The organism is Ruegeria faecimaris (assembly GCF_900182615.1).
Classification (GTDB): Bacteria; Pseudomonadota; Alphaproteobacteria; order Rhodobacterales; family Rhodobacteraceae; genus Ruegeria; species Ruegeria faecimaris.
The window spans coordinates 1-20,419 of record NZ_FXTE01000017.1; the positions used below are offsets into that span (position 1 = coordinate 1).

General features: G+C 56.7%; 17 protein-coding genes. 10 read left to right on the top strand and 7 right to left on the bottom strand.

Annotated features, from left to right (window positions below):
* Positions 1 to 152: 152 nt before the first annotated feature.
* The 3 genes from FN806_RS18340 to FN806_RS18350 form a co-directional block, all read right to left on the bottom strand.
* Complete coding sequence (locus FN806_RS18340) at positions 153 to 2,090, bottom strand: vWA domain-containing protein (RefSeq protein WP_142639812.1); 1,938 nt, start codon at positions 2,088 to 2,090, stop codon at positions 153 to 155.
* On the bottom strand, positions 2,087 to 2,626 hold the full coding sequence (locus FN806_RS18345; RefSeq protein WP_142639814.1) for an RNA polymerase sigma factor: 540 nt from the start codon (positions 2,624 to 2,626) through the stop codon (positions 2,087 to 2,089). Before FN806_RS18345 ends, FN806_RS18340 begins: the two co-directional genes overlap by 4 nt.
* A gap of 61 nt (positions 2,627 to 2,687) precedes the next feature.
* Positions 2,688 to 4,268, bottom strand: a complete 1,581-nt coding sequence (locus FN806_RS18350; protein ID WP_142639816.1) for an FMN-binding glutamate synthase family protein — start codon at positions 4,266 to 4,268, stop codon at positions 2,688 to 2,690.
* Between the two features lie 87 nt (positions 4,269 to 4,355).
* Between FN806_RS18350 and FN806_RS18355 the strand changes: the two genes are divergently transcribed.
* Together FN806_RS18355 and FN806_RS18360 are read left to right on the top strand one after the other, a co-directional pair.
* Complete coding sequence (locus tag FN806_RS18355; protein ID WP_246097338.1) at positions 4,356 to 4,847, top strand: fluoride efflux transporter FluC; 492 nt, start codon at positions 4,356 to 4,358, stop codon at positions 4,845 to 4,847.
* A gap of 2 nt (positions 4,848 to 4,849) precedes the next feature.
* On the top strand, positions 4,850 to 5,212 hold the full coding sequence (locus tag FN806_RS18360; RefSeq protein ID WP_142639818.1) for a fluoride efflux transporter FluC: 363 nt from the start codon (positions 4,850 to 4,852) through the stop codon (positions 5,210 to 5,212).
* A gap of 16 nt (positions 5,213 to 5,228) precedes the next feature.
* On the opposite strand, the gene FN806_RS18365 is transcribed toward FN806_RS18360, so the two are convergent.
* Genes FN806_RS18365 through FN806_RS18380 form a run of 4 tightly spaced genes read right to left on the bottom strand, consistent with a single transcriptional unit; the run spans position 5,229 to position 9,226 of the window.
* Positions 5,229 to 5,555 carry a cytochrome o ubiquinol oxidase subunit IV gene (locus tag FN806_RS18365; protein WP_142639820.1) on the bottom strand — a complete coding sequence of 109 codons (327 nt, stop codon included), beginning with the start codon at positions 5,553 to 5,555 and terminating at the stop codon, positions 5,229 to 5,231.
* Complete coding sequence (locus FN806_RS18370; protein WP_142639822.1) at positions 5,548 to 6,180, bottom strand: cytochrome c oxidase subunit 3; 633 nt, start codon at positions 6,178 to 6,180, stop codon at positions 5,548 to 5,550. The genes FN806_RS18365 and FN806_RS18370 overlap by 8 nt, the downstream gene beginning before the upstream one ends.
* Positions 6,177 to 8,267: a cbb3-type cytochrome c oxidase subunit I gene (locus tag FN806_RS18375; RefSeq protein ID WP_142639824.1), complete on the bottom strand. Its 2,091-nt coding sequence runs from the start codon at positions 8,265 to 8,267 to the stop codon at positions 6,177 to 6,179. Before FN806_RS18375 ends, FN806_RS18370 begins: the two co-directional genes overlap by 4 nt.
* Positions 8,264 to 9,226 (bottom strand): cytochrome ubiquinol oxidase subunit II family protein, encoded by a 963-nt coding sequence (locus FN806_RS18380; protein ID WP_142639826.1) that lies wholly within the window; start codon positions 9,224 to 9,226, stop codon positions 8,264 to 8,266. The genes FN806_RS18375 and FN806_RS18380 overlap by 4 nt, the downstream gene beginning before the upstream one ends.
* Before the next feature lie 183 nt (positions 9,227 to 9,409).
* On the opposite strand from FN806_RS18380, the gene FN806_RS18385 reads away from it, so the two are divergent.
* From FN806_RS18385 to FN806_RS18420, 8 genes are all read left to right on the top strand, one after another.
* Positions 9,410 to 10,645, top strand: coding sequence for a lytic murein transglycosylase (locus tag FN806_RS18385; RefSeq protein ID WP_142639828.1), 1,236 nt, complete (start codon positions 9,410 to 9,412; stop codon positions 10,643 to 10,645).
* 401 nt (positions 10,646 to 11,046) lie between these two features.
* Positions 11,047 to 12,675 (top strand): peptide ABC transporter substrate-binding protein, encoded by a 1,629-nt coding sequence (locus FN806_RS18390; RefSeq protein WP_142639830.1) that lies wholly within the window; start codon positions 11,047 to 11,049, stop codon positions 12,673 to 12,675.
* A 65-nt stretch (positions 12,676 to 12,740) separates the two neighbouring features.
* The gene (gene oppB, locus FN806_RS18395; RefSeq protein WP_142639832.1) at positions 12,741 to 13,664 is read left to right on the top strand and encodes an oligopeptide ABC transporter permease OppB; all 924 of its coding nucleotides are present in this window, start codon (positions 12,741 to 12,743) and stop codon (positions 13,662 to 13,664) included.
* Between the two features lie 10 nt (positions 13,665 to 13,674).
* Positions 13,675 to 14,604, top strand: a complete 930-nt coding sequence (locus tag FN806_RS18400; RefSeq protein WP_142639834.1) for an ABC transporter permease subunit — start codon at positions 13,675 to 13,677, stop codon at positions 14,602 to 14,604.
* A gap of 1 nt (position 14,605) precedes the next feature.
* On the top strand, positions 14,606 to 16,411 hold the full coding sequence (locus FN806_RS20750) for an ABC transporter ATP-binding protein (protein WP_142639836.1): 1,806 nt from the start codon (positions 14,606 to 14,608) through the stop codon (positions 16,409 to 16,411).
* A gap of 311 nt (positions 16,412 to 16,722) precedes the next feature.
* The gene (gene galU / locus FN806_RS18410; RefSeq protein WP_142639838.1) at positions 16,723 to 17,616 is read left to right on the top strand and encodes a UTP--glucose-1-phosphate uridylyltransferase GalU; all 894 of its coding nucleotides are present in this window, start codon (positions 16,723 to 16,725) and stop codon (positions 17,614 to 17,616) included.
* A 66-nt stretch (positions 17,617 to 17,682) separates the two neighbouring features.
* A complete protein-coding gene (locus FN806_RS18415; protein WP_142639840.1) occupies positions 17,683 to 19,119 on the top strand; it encodes a mannose-1-phosphate guanylyltransferase/mannose-6-phosphate isomerase in 1,437 nt (478 codons plus the stop codon).
* A 207-nt stretch (positions 19,120 to 19,326) separates the two neighbouring features.
* A complete protein-coding gene (locus tag FN806_RS18420) occupies positions 19,327 to 20,403 on the top strand; it encodes a DUF2793 domain-containing protein (protein WP_142639842.1) in 1,077 nt (358 codons plus the stop codon).
* The last annotated feature ends 16 nt before the right edge of the window (positions 20,404 to 20,419 follow it).

Here is a 20,419-nt window from a genome sequence, read left to right on the forward strand (position 1 = left end):
AAGTAAGGCTGAAGCCGCGCCATCTGCTCGTCAGTCAACCAGAATAGATTGCTCATGTTATACCCCTGAAACTCACGGGTATGAATCACGCAGGCAGGATGACGGCAACCAAATTAATAGGTCCAGAACCTAGTTACTCCCAAGCCCGGGCCTTACTCAGACAGCGTCTGGGCCAGACGCATCAAGGTGACAGCTTCAGCCCGATATCCTAAAGAATCCTCACCTCGGGACAGCGTGGCCAGATCAATGGCATCCGCATAGGTCCAGCCGCCAAGATATCCTCCGCCCCGAAGCAACTGACCAAATCCTGCAATCGCATAGGAAAAGCGGATGTCATCCGTGACTGTCCCTTGTCCGGGTAAAATAGGCTGCTCCATCAGATTGCTTTGATCTTCACCAGGAAGCTTGTAACGCATTTTGAAGAAACCAATTTCCACTGAATCATCCGATATGGATTGTTCAGCATACCGCAACGGGCCGTTTCTGATCGCATCGGAACCAACTGGCGTGACCTCGTAGATCGCCGTTACGGTGTGACCTGCTCCAATATCACCAGCATCCACTTTGTCATTTGAAAAGTCCTCGCGCTGCAGGGATCGGGTTTCATAACCGATCAGACGGTATTCAGCGATCTGTGACGGGTTGAACTCGACCTGGATTTTGACGTCGTTGGCGATGGGAAAAAGCGCCCCGGTAAGTTGATCGACCAATACTTTTTGCGCCTCAACCAGCGTATCGATATATGCCGCCTGCCCGTTTCCGTTCTGGGCCAGAGCCTGCATGGTGGCATCGTCCAGATTGCCTCGGCCAAAACCCAGAACGCTTAGGAATGTACCACTGTCGCGCTTGCGGGCGATAAAATCCTTCAGGGCATCAGGGTCTGACAGACCCACATTGAAATCGCCATCGGTGGCCAGAATTACGCGGGTCACCTCACCGTCCGCAGCCATACCTTCTGCCACTTGATAGGCTTGCTGCAACCCGGCCTGCCCCGCTGTCGAGCCACCGGCTTCGAGCCTGTCGAGGGCTGAGAGAATGGTCATCTTTTCGGCTGCCGCGGTCGGTGGCAAAACCTGCCCGGCACTTCCCGCATAGGTGACGATCGAAACCTGATCTTCCGGACTGAGTTCAGACAGCATCAACCTGAAAGACTGTTTCAGCAGCGGCAATTTGTTAGCATCCTGCATTGAGCCCGATGTGTCGATCAGGAAAACCAAGTTCAATGGAGGACGGTCTTCGATCTGGGGCATGACCCCTTGGATGCCGACATGAACAAGCTGCGTCCCCTCATTCCAAGGCGTCGGTGTCACGGTGATCGTAGAACGGAACGGTTCCACCCCATCAGGCGCTGGGTAGGAATAGGGGAAATAGTTCACCATCTCTTCAACCCGCGCCGCATCCTTGGGCGGCAGATAACCATTCATCAAAGACGACCGAACAATGGCGTAAGAGGCGGTATCTACATCAATCGAAAAAGTCGAAACCGGTTCGTCCGTCGTGATCTTCAGCGAGTTGCTGTCCGCGTTCGCGAAAGTTTCGGTATTCTGTTCCGGCGCGGGAACAGTCTCATGTTGAATGTCAAATTTCCCGACCGCCGATGCCGGCGCGCTCTGTAAAAGGTCCGCAGCCCCCAGCTGCGCAACGGCCCCCTGCCTCTTGGCGGAAGGTGCGATTGTTTCTTCAATCACAACAGGCGCCTCAACAACTGGTTCTTCGAGATTGGCCTCGGGCATATCCGCCACCAATAGGTCAGACTCCTGCCGTGCGTCGGCGCGGTCCTCGGACCAGGGCAGTGGCGCAACAACCTCGTCGCGCGTCTGCGGCAAGATCACTATCAGAGCCACAGCAGCAACTGCGGTGGTAGCGGTCAGGGCACCGCGATAAGAGAGGGCATTCAACATGGCTTTCGCTCCTTCTGTCAGGCGGGCTATGAGGCCGCGCTTGACAGTGGGACGTCGCGCAGAGGTCGATCCTTGGATATTATCGAATTTTTTTTGCGCCTGGCTCAGATTTTCAATCCGTCGCGACGCATCCGGGGTCGGCGTGGCGGCGTCCATCAGCATCTTCAGCTTGTCCAGTTCATCGGTCATTGTGCCAGTTCCTCTTGCCGCAAGGCGCGCAGCCGTTTGCGGATATCTGACATCCTCCAGGACACTGTCCCTTCGGAAACACCCAGCACCTCTGCAGCTTCTGCATGGGTCATCTCATCCTCGAGGGTCAGGGCCAGAGTGTCTTGCAAGTCCTGCGGCAGGGACCGCATGGCCCGTTGCAACCAATCGACAGCCTCGGCCGTTTCCTGCACCTCGGCCCGGCGCATCTGTTCCACATCCCCCCAGCCGTGGGCCGCCCGCGTGTGACGGGTCGCGCGACGGCGTGCATCCTCGGCTGCATTGACAACAACACGGTACAACCATGTCGTAAACCGGGCTTCGGCACGAAAACCTACGATCTTTGACGGCAAGGCGGCGCATATATCCTGCGTCAGATCTTCGGCCTGATCCGCGCGTCCTGTCAGTCGAAAGGCCAACCGAAAGACCCTGTCGTAGTGGCGTGCCAATAGCGTGGCAAACGCATCAGCGTCCCCTGCAGCAGCGGCCTTTGCCAGATTCTCATCCGATGTTTTCATGCGCATCACAATGGGTAAGACGAACCAAAAACATCAATCCTTGGCAATGCACACAAAAAAATCAGAAATGATGCGCCGATGCGCGATTCCAGTCCTCTGCATATTCATCCGGAAGCGGAGCCTTCAGCAAAGCGCCTTCTTCAAGATGCAAATAGAGTTCAGCATAAGAGCGATCTCTTTCATCTGCAGTACGCCGAAGGATGTCCGAAGGGTGAAGTTCGGAGACCTTTTCCTTGCCCATGGCGCCCAGCAGCTCACGAAAGCTCTCTAAAGTCGCGTCGTGATAGCGATGTACCCGTTGTCTTTTTTGCGGAACATTCACAGCGCGGCCTCGGACCGGATCCTGTGTGGCCACGCCGGACGGGCATCGGTTTGTGTTGCAGTGAAGCGCCTGAATGCATCCCACTGCAAACATCATTGCCCTTGCCGCATTACACATATCGGCCCCAAGCGCGCATTTCTCGATGATGTCATAGCCTGTGGCGACTTTGCCCGAGCAAATAATGCGGATCTTATCGCGCAAACCCACACCGCGTAGACAGTTATTCACGAAAATCAACGCCTCGTTCAAAGGCATGCCCAACCGGTTGGTGAATTCTACTGGGGCCGCGCCCGTGCCGCCTTCGGCACCATCAATGGTGATGAAATCAGGCAGGATGCCTGTTTCCAGCATGGCTTTGCATATCGCTAAAAACTCGGACGGACGACCAATGCACAACTTAAACCCAATAGGTTTGCCACCGGACATCTCGCGCAGATTCTGAACGAAATTCATCAATCCGGTAGGTCCGTCAAATGCGGAATGAATTGGCGGAGAGATCACGTCCTGATGCAGGGGAACTCCGCGTATCTGCGCAATCTCTTCATCCACCTTCGCCGCAGGCAACACCCCCCCATGCGAGGGCTTGGCCCCTTGCGACAGCTTGATTTCAATCGCCTTGACGACCTCGTTCCTGGCTCTTTCGGTGAATTTGTCTTTGTCGAACCCGCCATCCGGTGCGCGGCATCCGAAATACCCAGTGCCAATCTGCCAGATGATATCGCCACCTTCGGCCAGATGGTGCGGCGACAGACCACCCTCACCCGTATTATGCGCAAAACCTCCATCCTTTGCCCCACCATTCAATGCTCGGATTGCATTGGCGCTGAGGGCACCAAAGCTCATCGCTGAAACGTTCAGGCGCGAGGCACTATAGGGTTGGGAACATTGCGGCCCGCCCAGCATCACCCGTTCTTCGCTTTCGGGCACATGTTTGGGCGCAAGCGAGTGATTGGCCCTGTGGTATCCAACGGTTTGGATGTCGTATTGGGTACCAAATGCCTGGGTATCAACCTGCCCTTTGGCACGGGAATAAACCAGGCTGCGAATGATCCGATTATAGGGACGGCCGTTTTCGTTGGTTTCAACAAAATATTGCCGTATCTCTGGGCTGACAAATTCCAGCATGTACCGGAAATGCCCCAGAACCGGATAGTTGTTCAGCACGTTATGCCTTGTGGTCAGGATATCATATAGCCCGACCACCGCGTATGGGATCAGGAAAAGCAGCAGCCAATGGGCCGGGGGCCAGAAAAACCCGGCCACGATTGTCAGTGGCAGGCACACGAGGCTCAACACGTAATAGAGTCTGCGTATAATCATTCGTGCTCTCCCACTGTGGCTGTTAGCTGAGTCACCGTGGTACAAATTCGCGATTGCACGCAAGCCTTTGCGCCCGAAATCACGCAAATGGTTGAACTTGTGATCCGCCAAGTGCGGTTGATCCCGGTCGCACCAATCGGTATCCCCGATAACAGGCTAACGCGGGTGGGATCAGCAGCTGTGAAAAAATCGCAAACAGCATGGGCCACGGCTCTCATGTTCTGCGCCGTTTTCACGGGTGGCGCGACTGGGTCACTGGTCAGAGAAGCGTTGTCGCTCGGGATCTCGGGTCTGCCGATCCTAACCGAGACCTTTGGCATAAATATAGCTGCATGCTTTGTGCTTGGCTGGTTATACGCCATCCGGCACCGGGTGCATGCCCACGTCCTGCATCTGGGCGCGGTTGGGTTTTGTGGCGGGTTATCTACGTTTTCCTCATTTGTCGCGGAATTGGAACGTCTGGCAGAGGTCAGTTTCGGGCTTGCCCTAACCGCAGCGGTTTTGGAAATTGTGGCGGGTCTTTTTGCGGCGATTTTGGGTGAAACCGCCGGGCGTCGCTTTTCCCCGCGGAGGTCGTGAGAGTGAGCGATCTCTACCTGCATGCAATGTTTGGTTTGGGCGGCGGTCTGGGCGCGGTTCTGCGGCACTGGATCGCCATTCGAATTCGCCATGACCTGCCCGTGGCAACGCTGATCGTGAACGTCTTTGGCAGTCTGTTGCTTGGGCTTTGGGTCGGGTATCTGGGCGGACCGGCGGGCGTCAGCCAGGAGGAACAGCGCCTGGTGTTCGGCTTTTGTGGCGGCTTCACCACTTTCTCCAGCTTTGCCTACCAGTCACTGGAACTGCGGCGCGAACGCACAATCGCTACGGCGGCGGGCAATATCGTGCTGAGCCTCTTGCTGTGTTGGGGCGCACTGTGGCTTGGGCTGATGGCGATGCGCTGATCCGGTGCGGCCGGACCTACATCGGATAGGTATGCATCCGCACCGCAAGATTCCCCATTATCCAGACCGTCCCAACAATAATGATCAATAGAACCATCGTGGAAAACAGGACTAGATCCAGGTCCTCGCGGCTGCTGCGTCGACGGTCGATATGCAGGAAATACACCAGTTGAACAATCAACTGCGCCAGCCCCAACAAACCGATCGACAAATAAACGCCCTTGGTCTCGATCCCGAACGTATATGCAATGGTAAAGACCGCCAGTGTCAGCAGCAGCGATCCGCCATAGCCAATCACATATCGGCGGCGTTCACGTCGGTGCATTTCGCTGCGCCTATCCATAGGTCAGCCCTCCGAAATAGACGATCGTGATTATGCCGATCCAGATGAGGTCGAGAAAATGCCAGAACAGGGCCAGACGAACCACCCGTGACATCAGAACGTCGGTTAGACCAAACACACGCAGCTGAATACCCAGAACGATCAACCACAGGCACCCCGCAGCAACATGCAGCCCGTGCAGCGGCACTAGCCCGTAAAACGCTGACAGAAACCCGCTGCGCTGTGGAATGCCACCCTTTTCCGCCATAGCCAGAAAGTCACGTATCTCAAGTACCAGAAAGCTGAGGCCCAGAACCAGAGTTACCGCGAACCAAAGCACGATACGGGGCCGTGGCAGGTTGTATTTCAACGCCAGCATCGCAAGGCCCACTGTAAGGCTGCTGGTCAACAGGATCAGGGTTTGGGCAAAAATGCTGGTCAGGTCGAACAGCTCATGCGGACCGGGCCCACCCGCCTGCGCGTCGATCATGGTGATATAGATCGCGAACATCAGGCCGAAATAGACCAGATCGCTCATCAGAAAGACCCAGAACCCAAAGGTGACCACTTCGCTGGCCTTGTCGGCACCCGGATGCCGTCGGCCCAAGTTTAGGCCCGGATAGCTGTGTGTCGGCGCGCGTTTCATGTAGTGGCCTCCAGATCGGGACGAGCCAGGCCGCGGTTCTCGGGCGCGTATTCATGATCGCGATTGACCGGAACCGATGCGCGCACGAAATCAAGCCAGGCTTCATGCTCTTTGCGGACCTGCTCGGCCGGTATAACCTCTTCGGTGTCGGTTCTGAACGTCCAGGCGATGAAGGCCGCCAACATCGCGGCTGTCGTCGCAATAGCAAGCCACCAGATCCACCAGACCAGCGCAAACATCCAGATACCGCTGAGCACGCACAGACCGAACCCGATCGCCGTATTGCGTGGCATGAGGATATCTTCATAGGCATCAAGGGACGGATAGGCTTTGCCGCGCTCTTTTGCGGCGGCAAAATCATCCCGGTCGGTCACATGCGGAATGATTGCAAAGTTATACGGAGGCGGCGGTGCTGGAATCGACCATTCCAGCGTGCGCCCATCCCAAGGGTCGCCAACCGGCACGCGGGTTTTTTCCCGGTCTCGAATGCTGACCCAAAGCTGGACAATGATCGACAGAAGCGCTGCGAGAATGACCAAAGACCCAAGCACGGCGACGATCATATAGGGGTGAAAGCTGGGATCTTCCCAACTGTAAGATCGACGCGGCATCCCCATCAGGCCGACAAAATAAAGCGGCAGGAAGGTCAGCATGAACCCAACGGTCCACAACGCGACAGATATCCGTCCCCAGCCTTCGCTCAGGCGGAAGCCAAAGGCTTTGGGGAACCAATAGTTGTATCCCGCAAGCAGGCCAAACAGGACGCCAGGCAGCAGCACATTGTGAAAATGCGCGACCAGGAACAGGGTGTTATGCACCTGATAGTCGATGGTCGGATTGGCCAGGATGACGCCCGACAACCCTCCGATCACGAACAGCATCAGGAAAGACAACCCATAGAGCATCGGGACCGAGAACCGGATACGCCCGCGAAACAGCGTGGCCATCCAATCATAGACTTTCACGCCAGTCGGTATGGCGATCAGCATGGTGGCAATCCCAAACACCGCATTGATCAGCGCGCTTTGGCCCATGGTGAAAAAGTGGTGCAGCCAGACCGTGAAGGACAGCACCGCAATCGACATCGTTGCAATCACCAAGGAGTTGTACCCGTACAGGCGCTTGGCCGAGAAGGTCGCAAAAACCTCGGAATAGATACCATAGGCGGGCAGGACCAACAGATAGACCTCGGGATGTCCGAACAGCCAGAACAGGTTGGCATAGTTCATCATGTTGCCGCCAAGGTCATTTGTGAAAAAGTGGAAATCCAGGTACCGGTCTGCGGCCAGCATCAGCGCCGCAACACCCAGCGGCGGCATGGCAAAGACAATCAGGATCGAGCTGCAGATGATCGTCCAGCAATACATCGGCAACCGCATGAACTGCATCCCCGGCGCGCGCATCTTGTAGATCGTAACGGCAAAGTTGATCCCGGTCAGTGTCGTTCCGATCCCCGATACGACGATGGCCCAAATCCAATAATCCGGCCCAACGCCGGGATTGAAGGCCGCACCGGTAAAGGGTGGGTAGGCCGTCCAGCCCCCGGTCGAGAACTCTCCGACCACCAGGGAAACCATCAGCATCATGCCCGAGGACACGGTCAGGCCTAGGCTGATCTGGTTCATCACCGGGAATGCCACGTCGCGGGCGCCGATCATCAGCGGGATCAGGAAATTGGCGGCACCGAACACAAACGGAACAGCCACGAAGAAGATCATGATCGTGCCATGGGTACTGAAAAGCTCGGCGAAATGCTCGGCTTCCAGAAAGCCTTCGCCCGGGCCAGCGGCTTGTTGGGCGCGCATGACGACACCTTCCAGAACCCCCCGCGCCAACATCACGATGGCAAAGACGATATACATGATGCCGATCTTCTTGTGGTCGGCGCTGGTCAGCCAGTCACGCCACAGCGGCCCCCACAGACGAAACCATGTCAGCAGCCCCACAACGGCAATGGCGCCCACAATCACGATCCCAGCGGCAGCATTTGCCACGATCTCATTTGCGTTGGGCGACTGGATCAACCCGGTGATCGGAAAAGCATCCCAGTTTAGACGGCCGAAAAAACCAGTCTCGACATCGGTCATTGTGTTTTCTCCTGACCATACTCGGCAGTGCCCGGTTGCTGATCGGCAGACAAGGGTGTGGCCCCGTCATAGCGGTGCAGGATCGACTGAAACAGATCGCCATCGGCTAGTGTGAAATACAGCGCATCAGTCGGCATCTGATCAGTGCCCAACATGGCCTGCACCTCGTCCCGGTCCGTTCGCATGGCAAGCGTTCGGTATGTTTCAGCGCTCAACGGAACCCCGTTTGCCTGGACATTCTCGGCCCATTCATTGAACTCCTGAGGCGCCATGGCAATGGCTTTGAATTTCTGCTTGGTAAAGCCACGCCCGTTATATTGCGTGTTCTCGCCCTGCATAGTTTCGGGCCTATCGGCGACAAGGTGCAGTTTGGTCGTCATCCCCGGCATGGCATAAATCTGTCCGGCCAGCGCCGGGATCATAAAGGACTGCATCACCGTATCCGTTGTCAGTGTGACAGCCACCTGTTGGTTGACCGGGAGCCCCATCTCACCGACGCTGGCGATGCCAAGATCGGGGTAGATGAACAGCCACTTCCAGTCGAGACCAACAACCTGCACTTTCAGCGCCGGTTCTTCTCCGAATGAGGTCTCGTAAGGGTCCAGCCGGTGGGTGGCTTTCCACAAATAGAATGAAAGGATGGCCACAATAACAACCGGGATACCCCACATGAGAAACTCCAACCGGGCGGAAAAATCCCATTCCGGTCGATAGTCTGCCTGCCCCTCCTTTCGCCTTCGATACCGTATGGCAATCAAAGGCACCAGGATCAGAACCGGAACAACTGCGACCAGTATCAGAACAGTTGCACGTAAAAGGTGGCTTTTCTGAAGGGCGGCGACGGGTCCCTGAGGGTCCAAGAAATTGTTGCTGGCTTCGGCAACCGGCACAAAGCCAAGACCTGCGATAGCGGCAGACAGGACAACCAAGGATGCAAAAGACGGTCTGGAATATGTCACGCCTGTTCATCCTCATTTCAAAATTGATTGGGACAACTATCGGCAGAGTCCTGAATTTTCACAAGGATTTTTACGCAGCTCTGCCAGTTTCCCGAGATTTGATCTTGCCACCCCGATCACAGCGGCAGAAACGCCATTCTGGTAGGTTGACTTAAAGCAGATCGCAGGTGAGATCATAGGATAATGCGTTGGTTAATCCTTACTCTTGGACTTTGCTACCTGTCGACAAGTGCGACAGCACAGGATCGTGCGGCGATCGAGGCTCAGTTTCAGTCATGGCTGAAACACACGGTCTGGGCGCGGGCGAAATCCGAGGGTATTTCAAAGCGCACGATGAACAGGGCCTTCAACGGCGTCACGCTGAACTGGAAACTGCCAGATCTGGTGCCTCCGGGCACGGCAAAAGCAGTTCCCAAACAGCAAAAACAGGCCGAGTTCGGATCACCGGGCCGCTATTTCAACGCTGGTTCGGTTCAGGGGGCCACCTCTGTCGGGCGCAAGATGGCCCGGCGCTATAGCGCGACGCTAAGCCAGGTGGAATCCGATACCGGCGTCCCTGCGCGCATCATTCTGGCGATCTGGGGCCGCGAAAGCGGATATGGGCAGGTGGCTATCCGGCATAATGCATTTCAGGTTCTGGGCACCAAAGGTTTCATGAGCACCCGCTCAGAATATTTCACGTCAGAGCTTATCGCCGCGCTCAAGATTGCCGAGGCTGGCCACATACCGCCGGATCAAATGAAAAGCAGTTGGGCCGGTGCGCTTGGGCAACCGCAGTTCATGCCATCGAACTACCTGACTTATGCGGCCGATGGAAATGGCGATGGGCGCGCGGATATCTGGACCTCGGCCGAGGACACAATTTCATCGATCGGAAACTACCTCGACCAACATGGCTGGGTCTCGGGTCGTGATTGGGGGTTCGAAGTAACTGTCCCGTCTTCGGTTTCCTGCACCCTTGAAGGGCCGGATCAGGGCCGTCCTATTCGCGACTGGGCCGGGTTAGGGATCACCCGTGTATCTGGCAAGCCGTTTCCAAAACAAGAAATGCAGGGGCAAGGGTTTTTGATGATGCCCGCCGGGCGCAATGGCCCGGCCTTCATTGTCACCCCCAATTTTTATGTCCTGAAAGAATACAACAAAAGCGATCTCTACGCCCTGTTCGTCGGCCATGTTGGGGATAGGATAGAATATGGCGTCCAGGATTTCCGCGGCCGGTGGGACAAAGTCGGCGGTCTTTACCGATCGGATATAGCAGCCATGCAGCGCGCATTGGAACAGATGGGCCATGACGTCGGCGGCGCTGACGGCCTGCCGGGCTTTCGAACACGCCGCTCTATCGGGCGCTGGCAAGAGGCCACCAATCAGTCCGCCACATGCTTTCCTCAGACCCATATGGTCCGGGCACTGACCCAATAGCGATTCGCGCCAATTTTTGGAAATCCGCAAAAGCGGACCTTGCGTCAACGCTCAACCGCTTACTCAAGAGCTTCACAAAAATGTCAAGAAACCATCGCGTATCATTATAATATTTCCGTTCTCCCGTGGAATTTTTTAGATTTCGGCCGCACCTGGCCATTTTGCACGCAAAGGCTTTAACCTTTTTTGAAATAGTGCCACGTTCTGCATCAGTGAAAGGCGACTTTCGCAACTACGTTTCCGACAGCAAACCGAAAGACTGCGACGCGGTGTTCATTGCGATCTGAAAAAGCAAAATTCGAACAAGTCCCGGTCTATCTGAGTCGGACAATCATGGTGGTCAGCGACCATCCTGAACGGATGTGCGTACCTTGCCACCACACAAATGGGAGTAGAAAGATATGAACAAATACATTCGGACATCTCTGGCGGGGCTACTGACCTCGACCATGATCACCGGCGCTGCATTTGCCGCCGGCACCCATCCCGAAACCGGCGAGGCGCTGGCGGATGATCAAACCTTCACCTATCGCGTTCTGGATGAGCACAGTTCGGTTGACCCGCAGGTTGTTGAAGACGTTACCGGTGCGGAAATTGTCCGCGACCTGTTCGAAGGCCTGATGAACCAAGACGAAGACGGCAATTTGGTGCCCGGTGTCGCAACCGGCTATACCACAAACGATACCAAGGACGTTTACACATTTACACTGCGTGATAACGCCAAATGGTCCAATGGTGATCCGGTCACGGCAGGCGATTTCGTCTTTGCATGGAAACGTGCCGTCGATCCCGCTCTGTCCTCGCCCTATGCGTGGTTCATGGAACTGATGTCGATCGAAAATGCGGCCGAAATCATTGCTGGTGAGAAGCCTGTGGACGAACTGGGCGTAACCGCCATCGACGACCACACACTTGAGGTCAAGCTGAGCGCAGCACTGCCTTATTTCGCGCAAATGACGACCCATTCCACCACCTTCCCTGCCCCGCAGAAGGTGATCGAAGAGTTCGGCGACGCCTGGACTAAGCCGGAAAACATCGTCTCGAACGGCGCCTATGTTCTGACCGAACACCTGCCACAGGAACGCTCGGTCCGTGAGCGCAACGAGATGTATTGGGATAACGACAATACGATTGTCGAAAAAGTCGTGGCCCTTGTCATCAACGACGAAAACGTAGCCCTGACCCGTTACCTTGCAGGCGAGCTGGACCGCACTGAAGTACCTGCAGGTCAGTTCCCGCGCCTACAGAAAGAGCACCCCGAAGAGGCCATCAGCTTCCCGCGCCTGTGCAACTATTACTATACATTCAACCTGTCTGACAGCGGACCGGAAGAATTCAAGAACCCAAATGTACGTCAAGCCCTGTCTCTTGCAGTTGACCGCGACATCATCACCAAGAACGTCAAAGCCGGTGGTGAGCCGCCCGCATATACGTTCGCACCCGAAGCAACCGCTGGGTTCACCGTCCCAGAGGTCGAAATGGCTTCGATGACGCAAGCCGAGCGTGACGAGCTGGCCAAGGAGTTGCTGGCCGAGGCCGGATTTGGCCCCGACAACCCGCTGAGCTTTGACATGGTCTACAACACATCAGAGGCCCATAAGAAAGTCGCAGTGGCACTGAGCCAGATGTGGAAACAGAAACTGGGCGTACAGGTCGAGTTGGCCAACATGGAATGGAAAGTGTTCCTGGAAGAGCGCGGCAACCAGAACTTCGATCTGGCCCGTGGCGCCTGGTGTGGCGACTATAACGAAGCCTCGACCTTCCTGGACCTGTTGCAGTCGGATTCCGGCTATAACGACGGCAAGTACAACAACTCCAAGGTTGACGAATTGCTGACCCAGGCCAAGACAGCAGATGACGCAGCACCACTGTATACCGAGGTTGAGCGGATCATTGCACAAGAGACTCCGGTTATCCCGATCTATCACTATGCTGGCGTCTACATGATGGACAGCGATGTCGGCAACTGGCCGGTCAAGAACGTAGAGCAGAACTGGTACTCCAAGAACCTCTACAAGATCGCCGAATAACCTTCCTTAGACCACGCTTTGCCCCGAGGATCACCCCGGGGCAAAGCCAATAATGGGGGCATGAAATGCTTGCCTATATCATCCGGCGATTGCTGATCGCCGTTCCAACGATCCTGTTGCTGATCGTTGCCTGTTTTTTTCTGATGCACTACGCGCCCGGCGGGCCGTTTACCTCGGAACGGCCATTGCCGCCGCAGGTGCTGGCCAATATCGAGGCGCGCTATGGTCTGGACCAGCCGCTGTGGAAACAGCTTTGGGACTATCTGTACAACATTGTCGTGCATTTCGATTTCGGCCCGTCCTTCAAGTTCAAGGACCGGGACGTCAATGATATCATTTCGCAAGGCTTCCCGATCTCGCTCACTTACGGGTCATTGTCTTTCCTGCTGGCGAGTGTCGTAGGTATTGGCCTTGGGATCGCCGCGGCCATCCGACACAACAGCTGGATCGACTATTTTGCCGTAGGTCTGGGTATCGCTGCGCAGGCGCTGCCGAACTTCATCATGGGCCCGATCCTGATCCTGACCTTCACTTTGTGGCTTGGATGGTTGCCGGGTGGTGGCTGGAACGGCGGTCAGTGGCAATACCTGATCATGCCTGTCATCGCATTGGCCACGTCCTATATGGGGTCGATCGCGCGGATTACCCGTTCGTCGATGCTCGAAGTTCTGAACTCGAACTTCATCCGCACGGCCCGGGCCAAGGGTTTGCCTACCAGGACCGTAATCTGGCGCCATGCGTTGAAGCCCACGCTGCTGCCGGTGGTGTCCTATCTGGGGCCGGTCTTTGTCTATGTTCTGACCGGTTCGGTTTTCGTCGACATCTATTTCTCGACCGGCGGTCTGGGGCAGGCTTATGTCGGCTCGGCCCTGTCGCGTGACTATGCGGTGCTGCTGGGGGTCACGATCCTGTACGGCACGCTGACAGTGATCGTGAACCTGCTGACCGACCTGGCATATGCCTGGTTCGATCCGAAAATCCGGTACTGAGGGGCACAAAATGCTAGGAAAATCACAAAAAGCCGCCCATCTGGCCGAGGACATCACCGATTTCACGGCCGTTCAGGGGCGTTCCCTCTGGCAGGATGCGCGGATGCGGTTTGTCCGCAACAAAGCCGCAATGGCGAGCGTATTCATCTTGCTGATGATCGTTCTGTTCACAATCTTCGGCCCATATTTCGCCGTTTGGAGCAATGAGGAAATCGACTGGAACGTGATGGGTGACATCCGTGGCATGGGAATGCCGTCGATTGAGACCGGGCACTTCTTTGGCGTCGACGATCTGGGGCGCGACCTTTACAGCCGGGTCATTCAGGCCACAACAACATCGTTGTTGGTGGGGCTCGTCGGGGCGGCCACCGCGTTGATTGTTGGCACCTGCTATGGCATCGCCGCCGGGTATATTGGCGGGCGCCTTGACGGCGCGATGATGCGGTTCGTCGATATCCTTCTGGCCATTCCGACAACTCTGATCATCATTCTGTTGCTTGTGGTGGCCGGTCGGTCGTTCTTTACCCTGTTCATCGCGTTGGGCGCGGTTGGTTGGTTGACCATGTCACGGATCGTCAGAGGGCAGACTCTGGCCCTGAAAAACCGCGAATTCATCGAGGCCGCGCGCGCCGCCGGTGTCAGCGAATTCACCATCATGTATCGCCATATCCTGCCCAACCTGCTGGGCGTGGTAATCGTCTATGCATCGCTTCTGGTGCCTGAGATGATCCTGACCGAAAGCTTTATCTCGTTCCTCGGACTTGGCATCTCGGAGCCCTATACCTCGCTAGGCCGTCTGATCGCTGAAGGGGCAGGCACAATGGGGTACGGAACCCTCTGGCAGCTGATGTTCCCTCTGACATTCTATGTCGCCATTATCATCACGATGTTCTTCATCGGCGATGGGCTGCGTGACGCTCTGGACCCAAAGGATCGCTGATATGAGCTTGTTCTCTGTTAAGGACCTAAGCGTCCAGTTCGACACCCCCGATGGTGTGGTCGAGGCCGTCAAAGGCATCAGCTTTGACATAAATCCGGGCGAATGCCTTGGTATTGTGGGCGAAAGCGGGTCCGGCAAAAGCCAGACTTTCATGGCCGCAATGGGGCTGTTGCCTTCAGCGGGTCGTGCAATCGGTTCGGCCACGCTGAACGGCAAGGAAATCCTGAATCTGCCGATCAACAAGCTGAACCAGATCCGCGGCGATGACGTCGGCATGATCTTTCAGGATCCGCTGACCGCCCTGACCCCGCATCTGCGGGTCGGGCAGCAAATGCGTGAGGTTCTGCAGGTTCACGAAGGGTTGCAGGGTTCGGCCGCTCGGGCGCGCTGTCTGGAGTGGTTGGACCGGGTCCGCATCCCAGAGGCAAACCGTCGTCTGGATCAATACCCGCACGAATTGTCGGGGGGCATGCGCCAACGTGTCATGATCGCCATGTCGATGTTGTGCAGCCCAAAGCTGCTGATCGCCGATGAACCGACCACGGCGCTGGATGTGACGGTCCAGGCCGACATCCTGGACTTGATGGTGCACCTGCAAAAAGACGAAGGCACTGCCATTGCGCTGATCACGCATGACATGGGCGTGGTGGCACGGATGTGTGACCGCATTCAGGTCATGCGTCTGGGTCAGTTTGTTGAGGCCGGGGACACACGCGAGATCTTCCGCGCGCCGCAGCATGAATACACCCGCACCCTGCTTGAAGCGATGCCGCGCATTGATGCTGGTGACGCGCCAAAAGCACTGGAAGAAACCGACGCACCTTTGCTTAGGGTCGATGACGTGAAAGTGCATTTCCCGATCCACGTGTCGGGCGGGTTGTTCGGGCGCAAAGTACCGCTGAAAGCTGTGGACGGTGTCAGCTTTGACATCCGTAAGGGCGAGACGCTGGGCGTTGTGGGTGAATCCGGCTGTGGCAAATCCACACTGGCGCGGGCGGTTCTGCAGCTGATCGAACCCAGCAGTGGCAATGTCAGCTGGCTGGGCCATCCGATAGTCGGGCTAAAGCGGGCCGAGCTGAACAAGTACCGCAAGGACCTGCAGATTGTGTTCCAGGATCCGCTGGCCAGCCTCGATCCGCGGATGACCATCTCGGCCTCTATCGCCGAACCTCTGAAAACCTATCGCCCGGATCTGACAGAGCGTGAGCGCAAGAAAATGGTCGGGGAAATGATGGAGCGGGTCGGCCTGCAGGCCAACATGATCAACCGCTATCCGCACGAGCTGTCCGGTGGGCAGAACCAGCGTGTCGGGATCGCGCGGGCGATGATCAACAAGCCCAAGCTGATCATTTGTGACGAGGCGGTCTCGGCTTTGGACGTGTCGATCCAGGCCCAGATCGTAGAGCTTTTGAAAGAGCTGCAGCAGGAATTCGGGCTGTCGATGATTTTCATCAGCCACGACCTGTCCGTGGTACGGACAGTGTCAAACCGGATCATGGTACTGTATCTGGGGCGCATCGTCGAATTGGGAGATGGAGAGGTGATCTGTTCGCAGCCTCTGCACCCCTATACCAAATCGCTGATCTCGGCGGTCCCGATCCCCGATCCGGATGTGGAACGGCAACGCCAGCGCCTCAAATTGCCGGGAGAGCTGCCTTCGCCGATGGACCCGAAAGCGGCGCTCAGGTTCTTGCCCAGCCGGCTATCGGCCGGTCAGAACGATTATGTTCCACAGCTCAACGAGGTCGCACCAAACCATTTCGTGGCCGAGCATGATCCGCTTGAGACAATCCTGGCGAACACATAAATTCCCTGTCCCCGAGGCCGCATGAACAGCCTCGGGGACAGGTTTGGCTTTGCACGACTTCATGACGATTCTTGGCGCATTCTTGCCAATGAATGGACGAAGGGCCGGATTGTACAACAAAACACCGGTAAATGACGGGTTTCAAAGGCATCAAACGGCGGTTCGTTTTGACTTCCCCTACCCCCGGTGGCACCTTCCTGTCAGATTTTAGACTGCGGCCGCGATGTCATTGATTGTTCTGACTGCGCAGCCTAATAGGAAACCCCGGCCTGCCCTACGCGGTCGGGCAAGAATTGAATTTGAGAGGTAACATGGTACGCAAGGTCACCAAGGCGATTTTCCCCGTTGCGGGATTGGGCACGCGTTTTCTCCCAGCGACAAAATCCGTCCCCAAAGAGATCATGACACTGGTTGACCGTCCTTTGGTTCAATACGCAATCGACGAAGCCCGCGCCGCAGGTATTACCGAATTCATCTTTGTAACTTCGCGTGGCAAATCTGCGCTGGAAGATTACTTTGATCACAACCTCGTGCTGGAACAAGAGCTCAAGGCCAAGGGCAAGGATGACCTGCTTGAGGCGCTGAATGCAACGAATATGGAAAGCGGCGCCATCGCCTATATCCGCCAGCACAAGGCGCTTGGTCTGGGCCACGCAGTCTGGTGTGCCCGCCGTCTGATCGGCGACGAGCCATTTGCAGTAATGTTGCCTGATGACGTCATTGCTGCTGATAAACCCTGTCTGCAGCAGATGGTCGAAGCCTATGAGGAAACCGGCGGCAATATGGTCGCAACGATGGAAGTGCCAAACGAAAAAACCAGTTCCTATGGCGTTCTGGATGTAGGCGAAAACGTCGGCTCCGTGGTACGCGCCAGAGGAATGGTTGAAAAGCCCAAGCCGGAAGAAGCCCCCTCGAACCTGGCCGTTATCGGTCGGTATATTCTGGGGCCGTCAGTGCTGTACAATCTCAACCAAAAGAAAACAGGCAGTGGCGGTGAGATTCAGCTGACCGATGCTATCGCAGAAGACATCTGTAACGGTGTGCCCGTGTTTGGCTATAAATTCGACGGCCAGCGATTTGATTGCGGCTCGAAAGCCGGGTTCCTCCAGGCAACTGTTGCCTTTGCGCTGGCCCGTAGCGATCTGCGTGATGACCTGAGCCAGTATCTGAACGAGATAGCCGCCGCCGGGAAGGCCGCTCAATAGCGCCCGCAACCTTCAGCATGTCGTTTCTAAAGTGACAAAGTCCAAGAACCTTCGAGGCAAGCCGCAATGACCACCATCCATCCCATCATACTCTGCGGAGGGTCCGGCACCCGACTGTGGCCCCTGTCGCGCAAAAGTTACCCCAAGCAGTTCGTCCCTCTGATCGGTGATTCAAGCCTGCTTCAGGATTGTGCTGAACGAATGCAGGGACCCAAGGACGCGCCTTATGCCAAGCCGCTGATCCTTACCAATGATGCATTCCGTTTTGTGGTTCCGGAACAACTGGGCGCGATTGGCATAGATCCGGGCCCCATTCTGATCGAACCCGAAGGGCGCAACACAGCACCAGCGGTTCTGGCCGCCGCGTTGTATCTGGCCGCCAGCAACCCGGATGCGATCATGCTTGTCGCCCCATCGGACCATGTCATCCCGGACAAAGCTGCTTTTCATCAGGCAGTTACCGAAGGCGCGCGCGCGATTTCGGATCGTGGGGATCTCGTCACTTTCGGGATCACTCCGGACCGGCCGGAAACCGGCTATGGATATCTCAAGCTCAGCCATGCCCCAGATACGGGCAACACCGCCATTGCGCTGGACCGTTTTGTCGAAAAGCCTGATCTGCAGAATGCCCAAGCCATGATCGCCGATGGCAGCTATCTTTGGAATTCGGGGATATTTCTTTTCGCGGTCAAAGACATAATCGCTGCATTCAAAGAACATGCGTCCGCACTGCTGGACCCGGTCGGCAAGGCCGTCCGTGAGGCAAAGGCCGACCTCGGGTTTCTGCGCCTCGACCCCCAAGCCTGGGGCACGGTCGAGGATATCTCGATCGACTACGCGGTCATGGAGAAAGCCCGCAATCTGAGCGTCGTACCCTATGCGTCGGGCTGGTCGGATGTCGGCAGCTGGTCGGCAGTTCAAGAGCTGAGCAATCCAGACGCCGATGGCGTTGCCACTACGGGCCAGGTTACCACCATTGACTGCCGGAACGTATTGGTGCGTTCAGAAACCCCCACGCAAGAAGTTGTTGCGATGGGTCTGGAAAACATGATTGCGGTCGCCATGCCCGATGCGGTTTTGGTGGCCAGCATGGACAAGGCTCAGGACGTCAAACAGGCGGTTGCGGCCCTGAAGGCCAAAGGCGCCAAACAAGCGGAATCGCTGCCGGTCGATCATCGCCCTTGGGGCTGGTTCGAAAGCCTGGTCATCGGGGATCGGTTCCAGGTCAAACGCATACACGTTCACCCCGGCGCCTCACTAAGCCTGCAATCCCATCACCACCGGTCTGAACACTGGATCGTTGTTCAGGGCACGGCAAAAGTTACGATCGACGAAGATGTGCGCCTGATCTCTGAAAACCAATCTGTCTACATCCCGCTCGGCGCCGTTCATCGGATGGAGAATCCGGGCAAGGTGCCGATGGTTCTGATCGAGGTCCAGACCGGGTCTTATCTGGGTGAGGACGACATCATCCGGTACGAGGATGTGTACGCCCGCAGCTAACCTTTAGCGGTGATTGGTAAACTTAAGGGCAGCTTCGGCTGCCCTTTTTCGTTGAATCCTGACCTTTGGCTACGCCCCATGGAATCCTCCAAACGTTAGCAAATGATTATTCGAACGTTCGGTCAGATCAGACCGGATTCATCCTGGGCACGGCAATGTGGCGCGCAATGCAATAGTCGGACCGACAGCTACAGGAGGACGCCACCCGTGTCACAAAACTCACCCAGATTGGATTTACCTTTCCTGCAACCTTCGCAGGCCCAGAAACACGTCACCCATAACGAGGCGCTGCGTGCTCTGGACCTGATTGTCCAGCTGAGCGTAGCGTCGACAAACGCCTCGGTGCCGCCTGCGGTGCCGGAACAGGGCGAGATTCACGCGCTTGGTGCCAACCCTACCGGGGATTGGGCCGCGCAGCCGGGCGCCCTTGCGGCCTGGTTGGATGACGCCTGGCACTTTGTGACCCCGGGAATCGGCTGGCGGGCCTGGGATGAACAGGCCAACCGGTTGAAGATCTGGGACGGCGCAGACTGGTCCGAACCTCAGGTCGCGACCCAAAACCTGGACGGGTTGGGTATCGCAACCGGGTATGATAGCACCAATCGGCTATCGGTCCGGTCGCCTGCGACGTTGCTCAGCCATGACGGGGCGGGGCACCAGTTGAAGATCAACAAGGCAGCGGCCGGGGATACCGCCTCGCTTTTGTTCCAGTCAAACTGGGTCGGTCATGCGGAGATGGGATTGTCCGGCAACACCGGTTTTTCCATCAAAGTCTCGGCTGATGGCGGATCCTGGACCGAGGCGCTGAGCTTTGACCCAGCCACCGGAACAGCCTCAGGCTCTGCCATTCAAAACGATGCCGAAGACATCACCGCAGGTCGCCTGATGCGGGCCGACTATGGCTACTGCCCCGGAAACCTGCTGGGCTCTGTGTCAGAAACCGCCGGGGTGCCAACCGGCGCGGTCGTCGAACGCGGATCAACCGCCAATGGCGAATACGTCCGGTTTGCGGATGGTACACAAATCTGCACGGGCGTTCTGACGGCCACCGATTGCGTGAACGCCGAAGGATCGCTGTATTCCAGCGCCGAGACCGCCTGGAGCTTTCCCGCAGCCTTTGCGTCCGGAACCTCACCCTCGGTCGGTGGCAGTGGCGGCGCGACAAGCCGGTTTATAGGTTTGGGCGCGGCCACTGAAACACAAGTGCCCTTTAAGGTTCTATCGGCATCCTCGGACACAAGCAGCCTGTCCCCAACGGTAATCGCAACCGGTCGCTGGTTCTGAGCTTTAGACCGTCCGG

Coding starts and splice junctions, on each gene's coding strand:
- FN806_RS18340 (WP_142639812.1), bottom strand. CDS start 2,090: ATGACCGATGAACTGGACAAGCTGAAGATGCTGATGGACGCCGCCACG.
- FN806_RS18345 (WP_142639814.1), bottom strand. CDS start 2,626: ATGAAAACATCGGATGAGAATCTGGCAAAGGCCGCTGCTGCAGGGGAC.
- FN806_RS18350 (WP_142639816.1), bottom strand. CDS start 4,268: ATGATTATACGCAGACTCTATTACGTGTTGAGCCTCGTGTGCCTGCCA.
- FN806_RS18355 (WP_246097338.1), top strand. CDS start 4,356: ATGGTTGAACTTGTGATCCGCCAAGTGCGGTTGATCCCGGTCGCACCA.
- FN806_RS18365 (WP_142639820.1), bottom strand. CDS start 5,555: ATGGATAGGCGCAGCGAAATGCACCGACGTGAACGCCGCCGATATGTG.
- FN806_RS18370 (WP_142639822.1), bottom strand. CDS start 6,180: ATGAAACGCGCGCCGACACACAGCTATCCGGGCCTAAACTTGGGCCGA.
- FN806_RS18375 (WP_142639824.1), bottom strand. CDS start 8,267: ATGACCGATGTCGAGACTGGTTTTTTCGGCCGTCTAAACTGGGATGCT.
- FN806_RS18385 (WP_142639828.1), top strand. CDS start 9,410: ATGCGTTGGTTAATCCTTACTCTTGGACTTTGCTACCTGTCGACAAGT.
- FN806_RS18390 (WP_142639830.1), top strand. CDS start 11,047: ATGAACAAATACATTCGGACATCTCTGGCGGGGCTACTGACCTCGACC.
- oppB (WP_142639832.1), top strand. CDS start 12,741: ATGCTTGCCTATATCATCCGGCGATTGCTGATCGCCGTTCCAACGATC.
- FN806_RS18400 (WP_142639834.1), top strand. CDS start 13,675: ATGCTAGGAAAATCACAAAAAGCCGCCCATCTGGCCGAGGACATCACC.
- FN806_RS20750 (WP_142639836.1), top strand. CDS start 14,606: ATGAGCTTGTTCTCTGTTAAGGACCTAAGCGTCCAGTTCGACACCCCC.
- galU (WP_142639838.1), top strand. CDS start 16,723: ATGGTACGCAAGGTCACCAAGGCGATTTTCCCCGTTGCGGGATTGGGC.
- FN806_RS18415 (WP_142639840.1), top strand. CDS start 17,683: ATGACCACCATCCATCCCATCATACTCTGCGGAGGGTCCGGCACCCGA.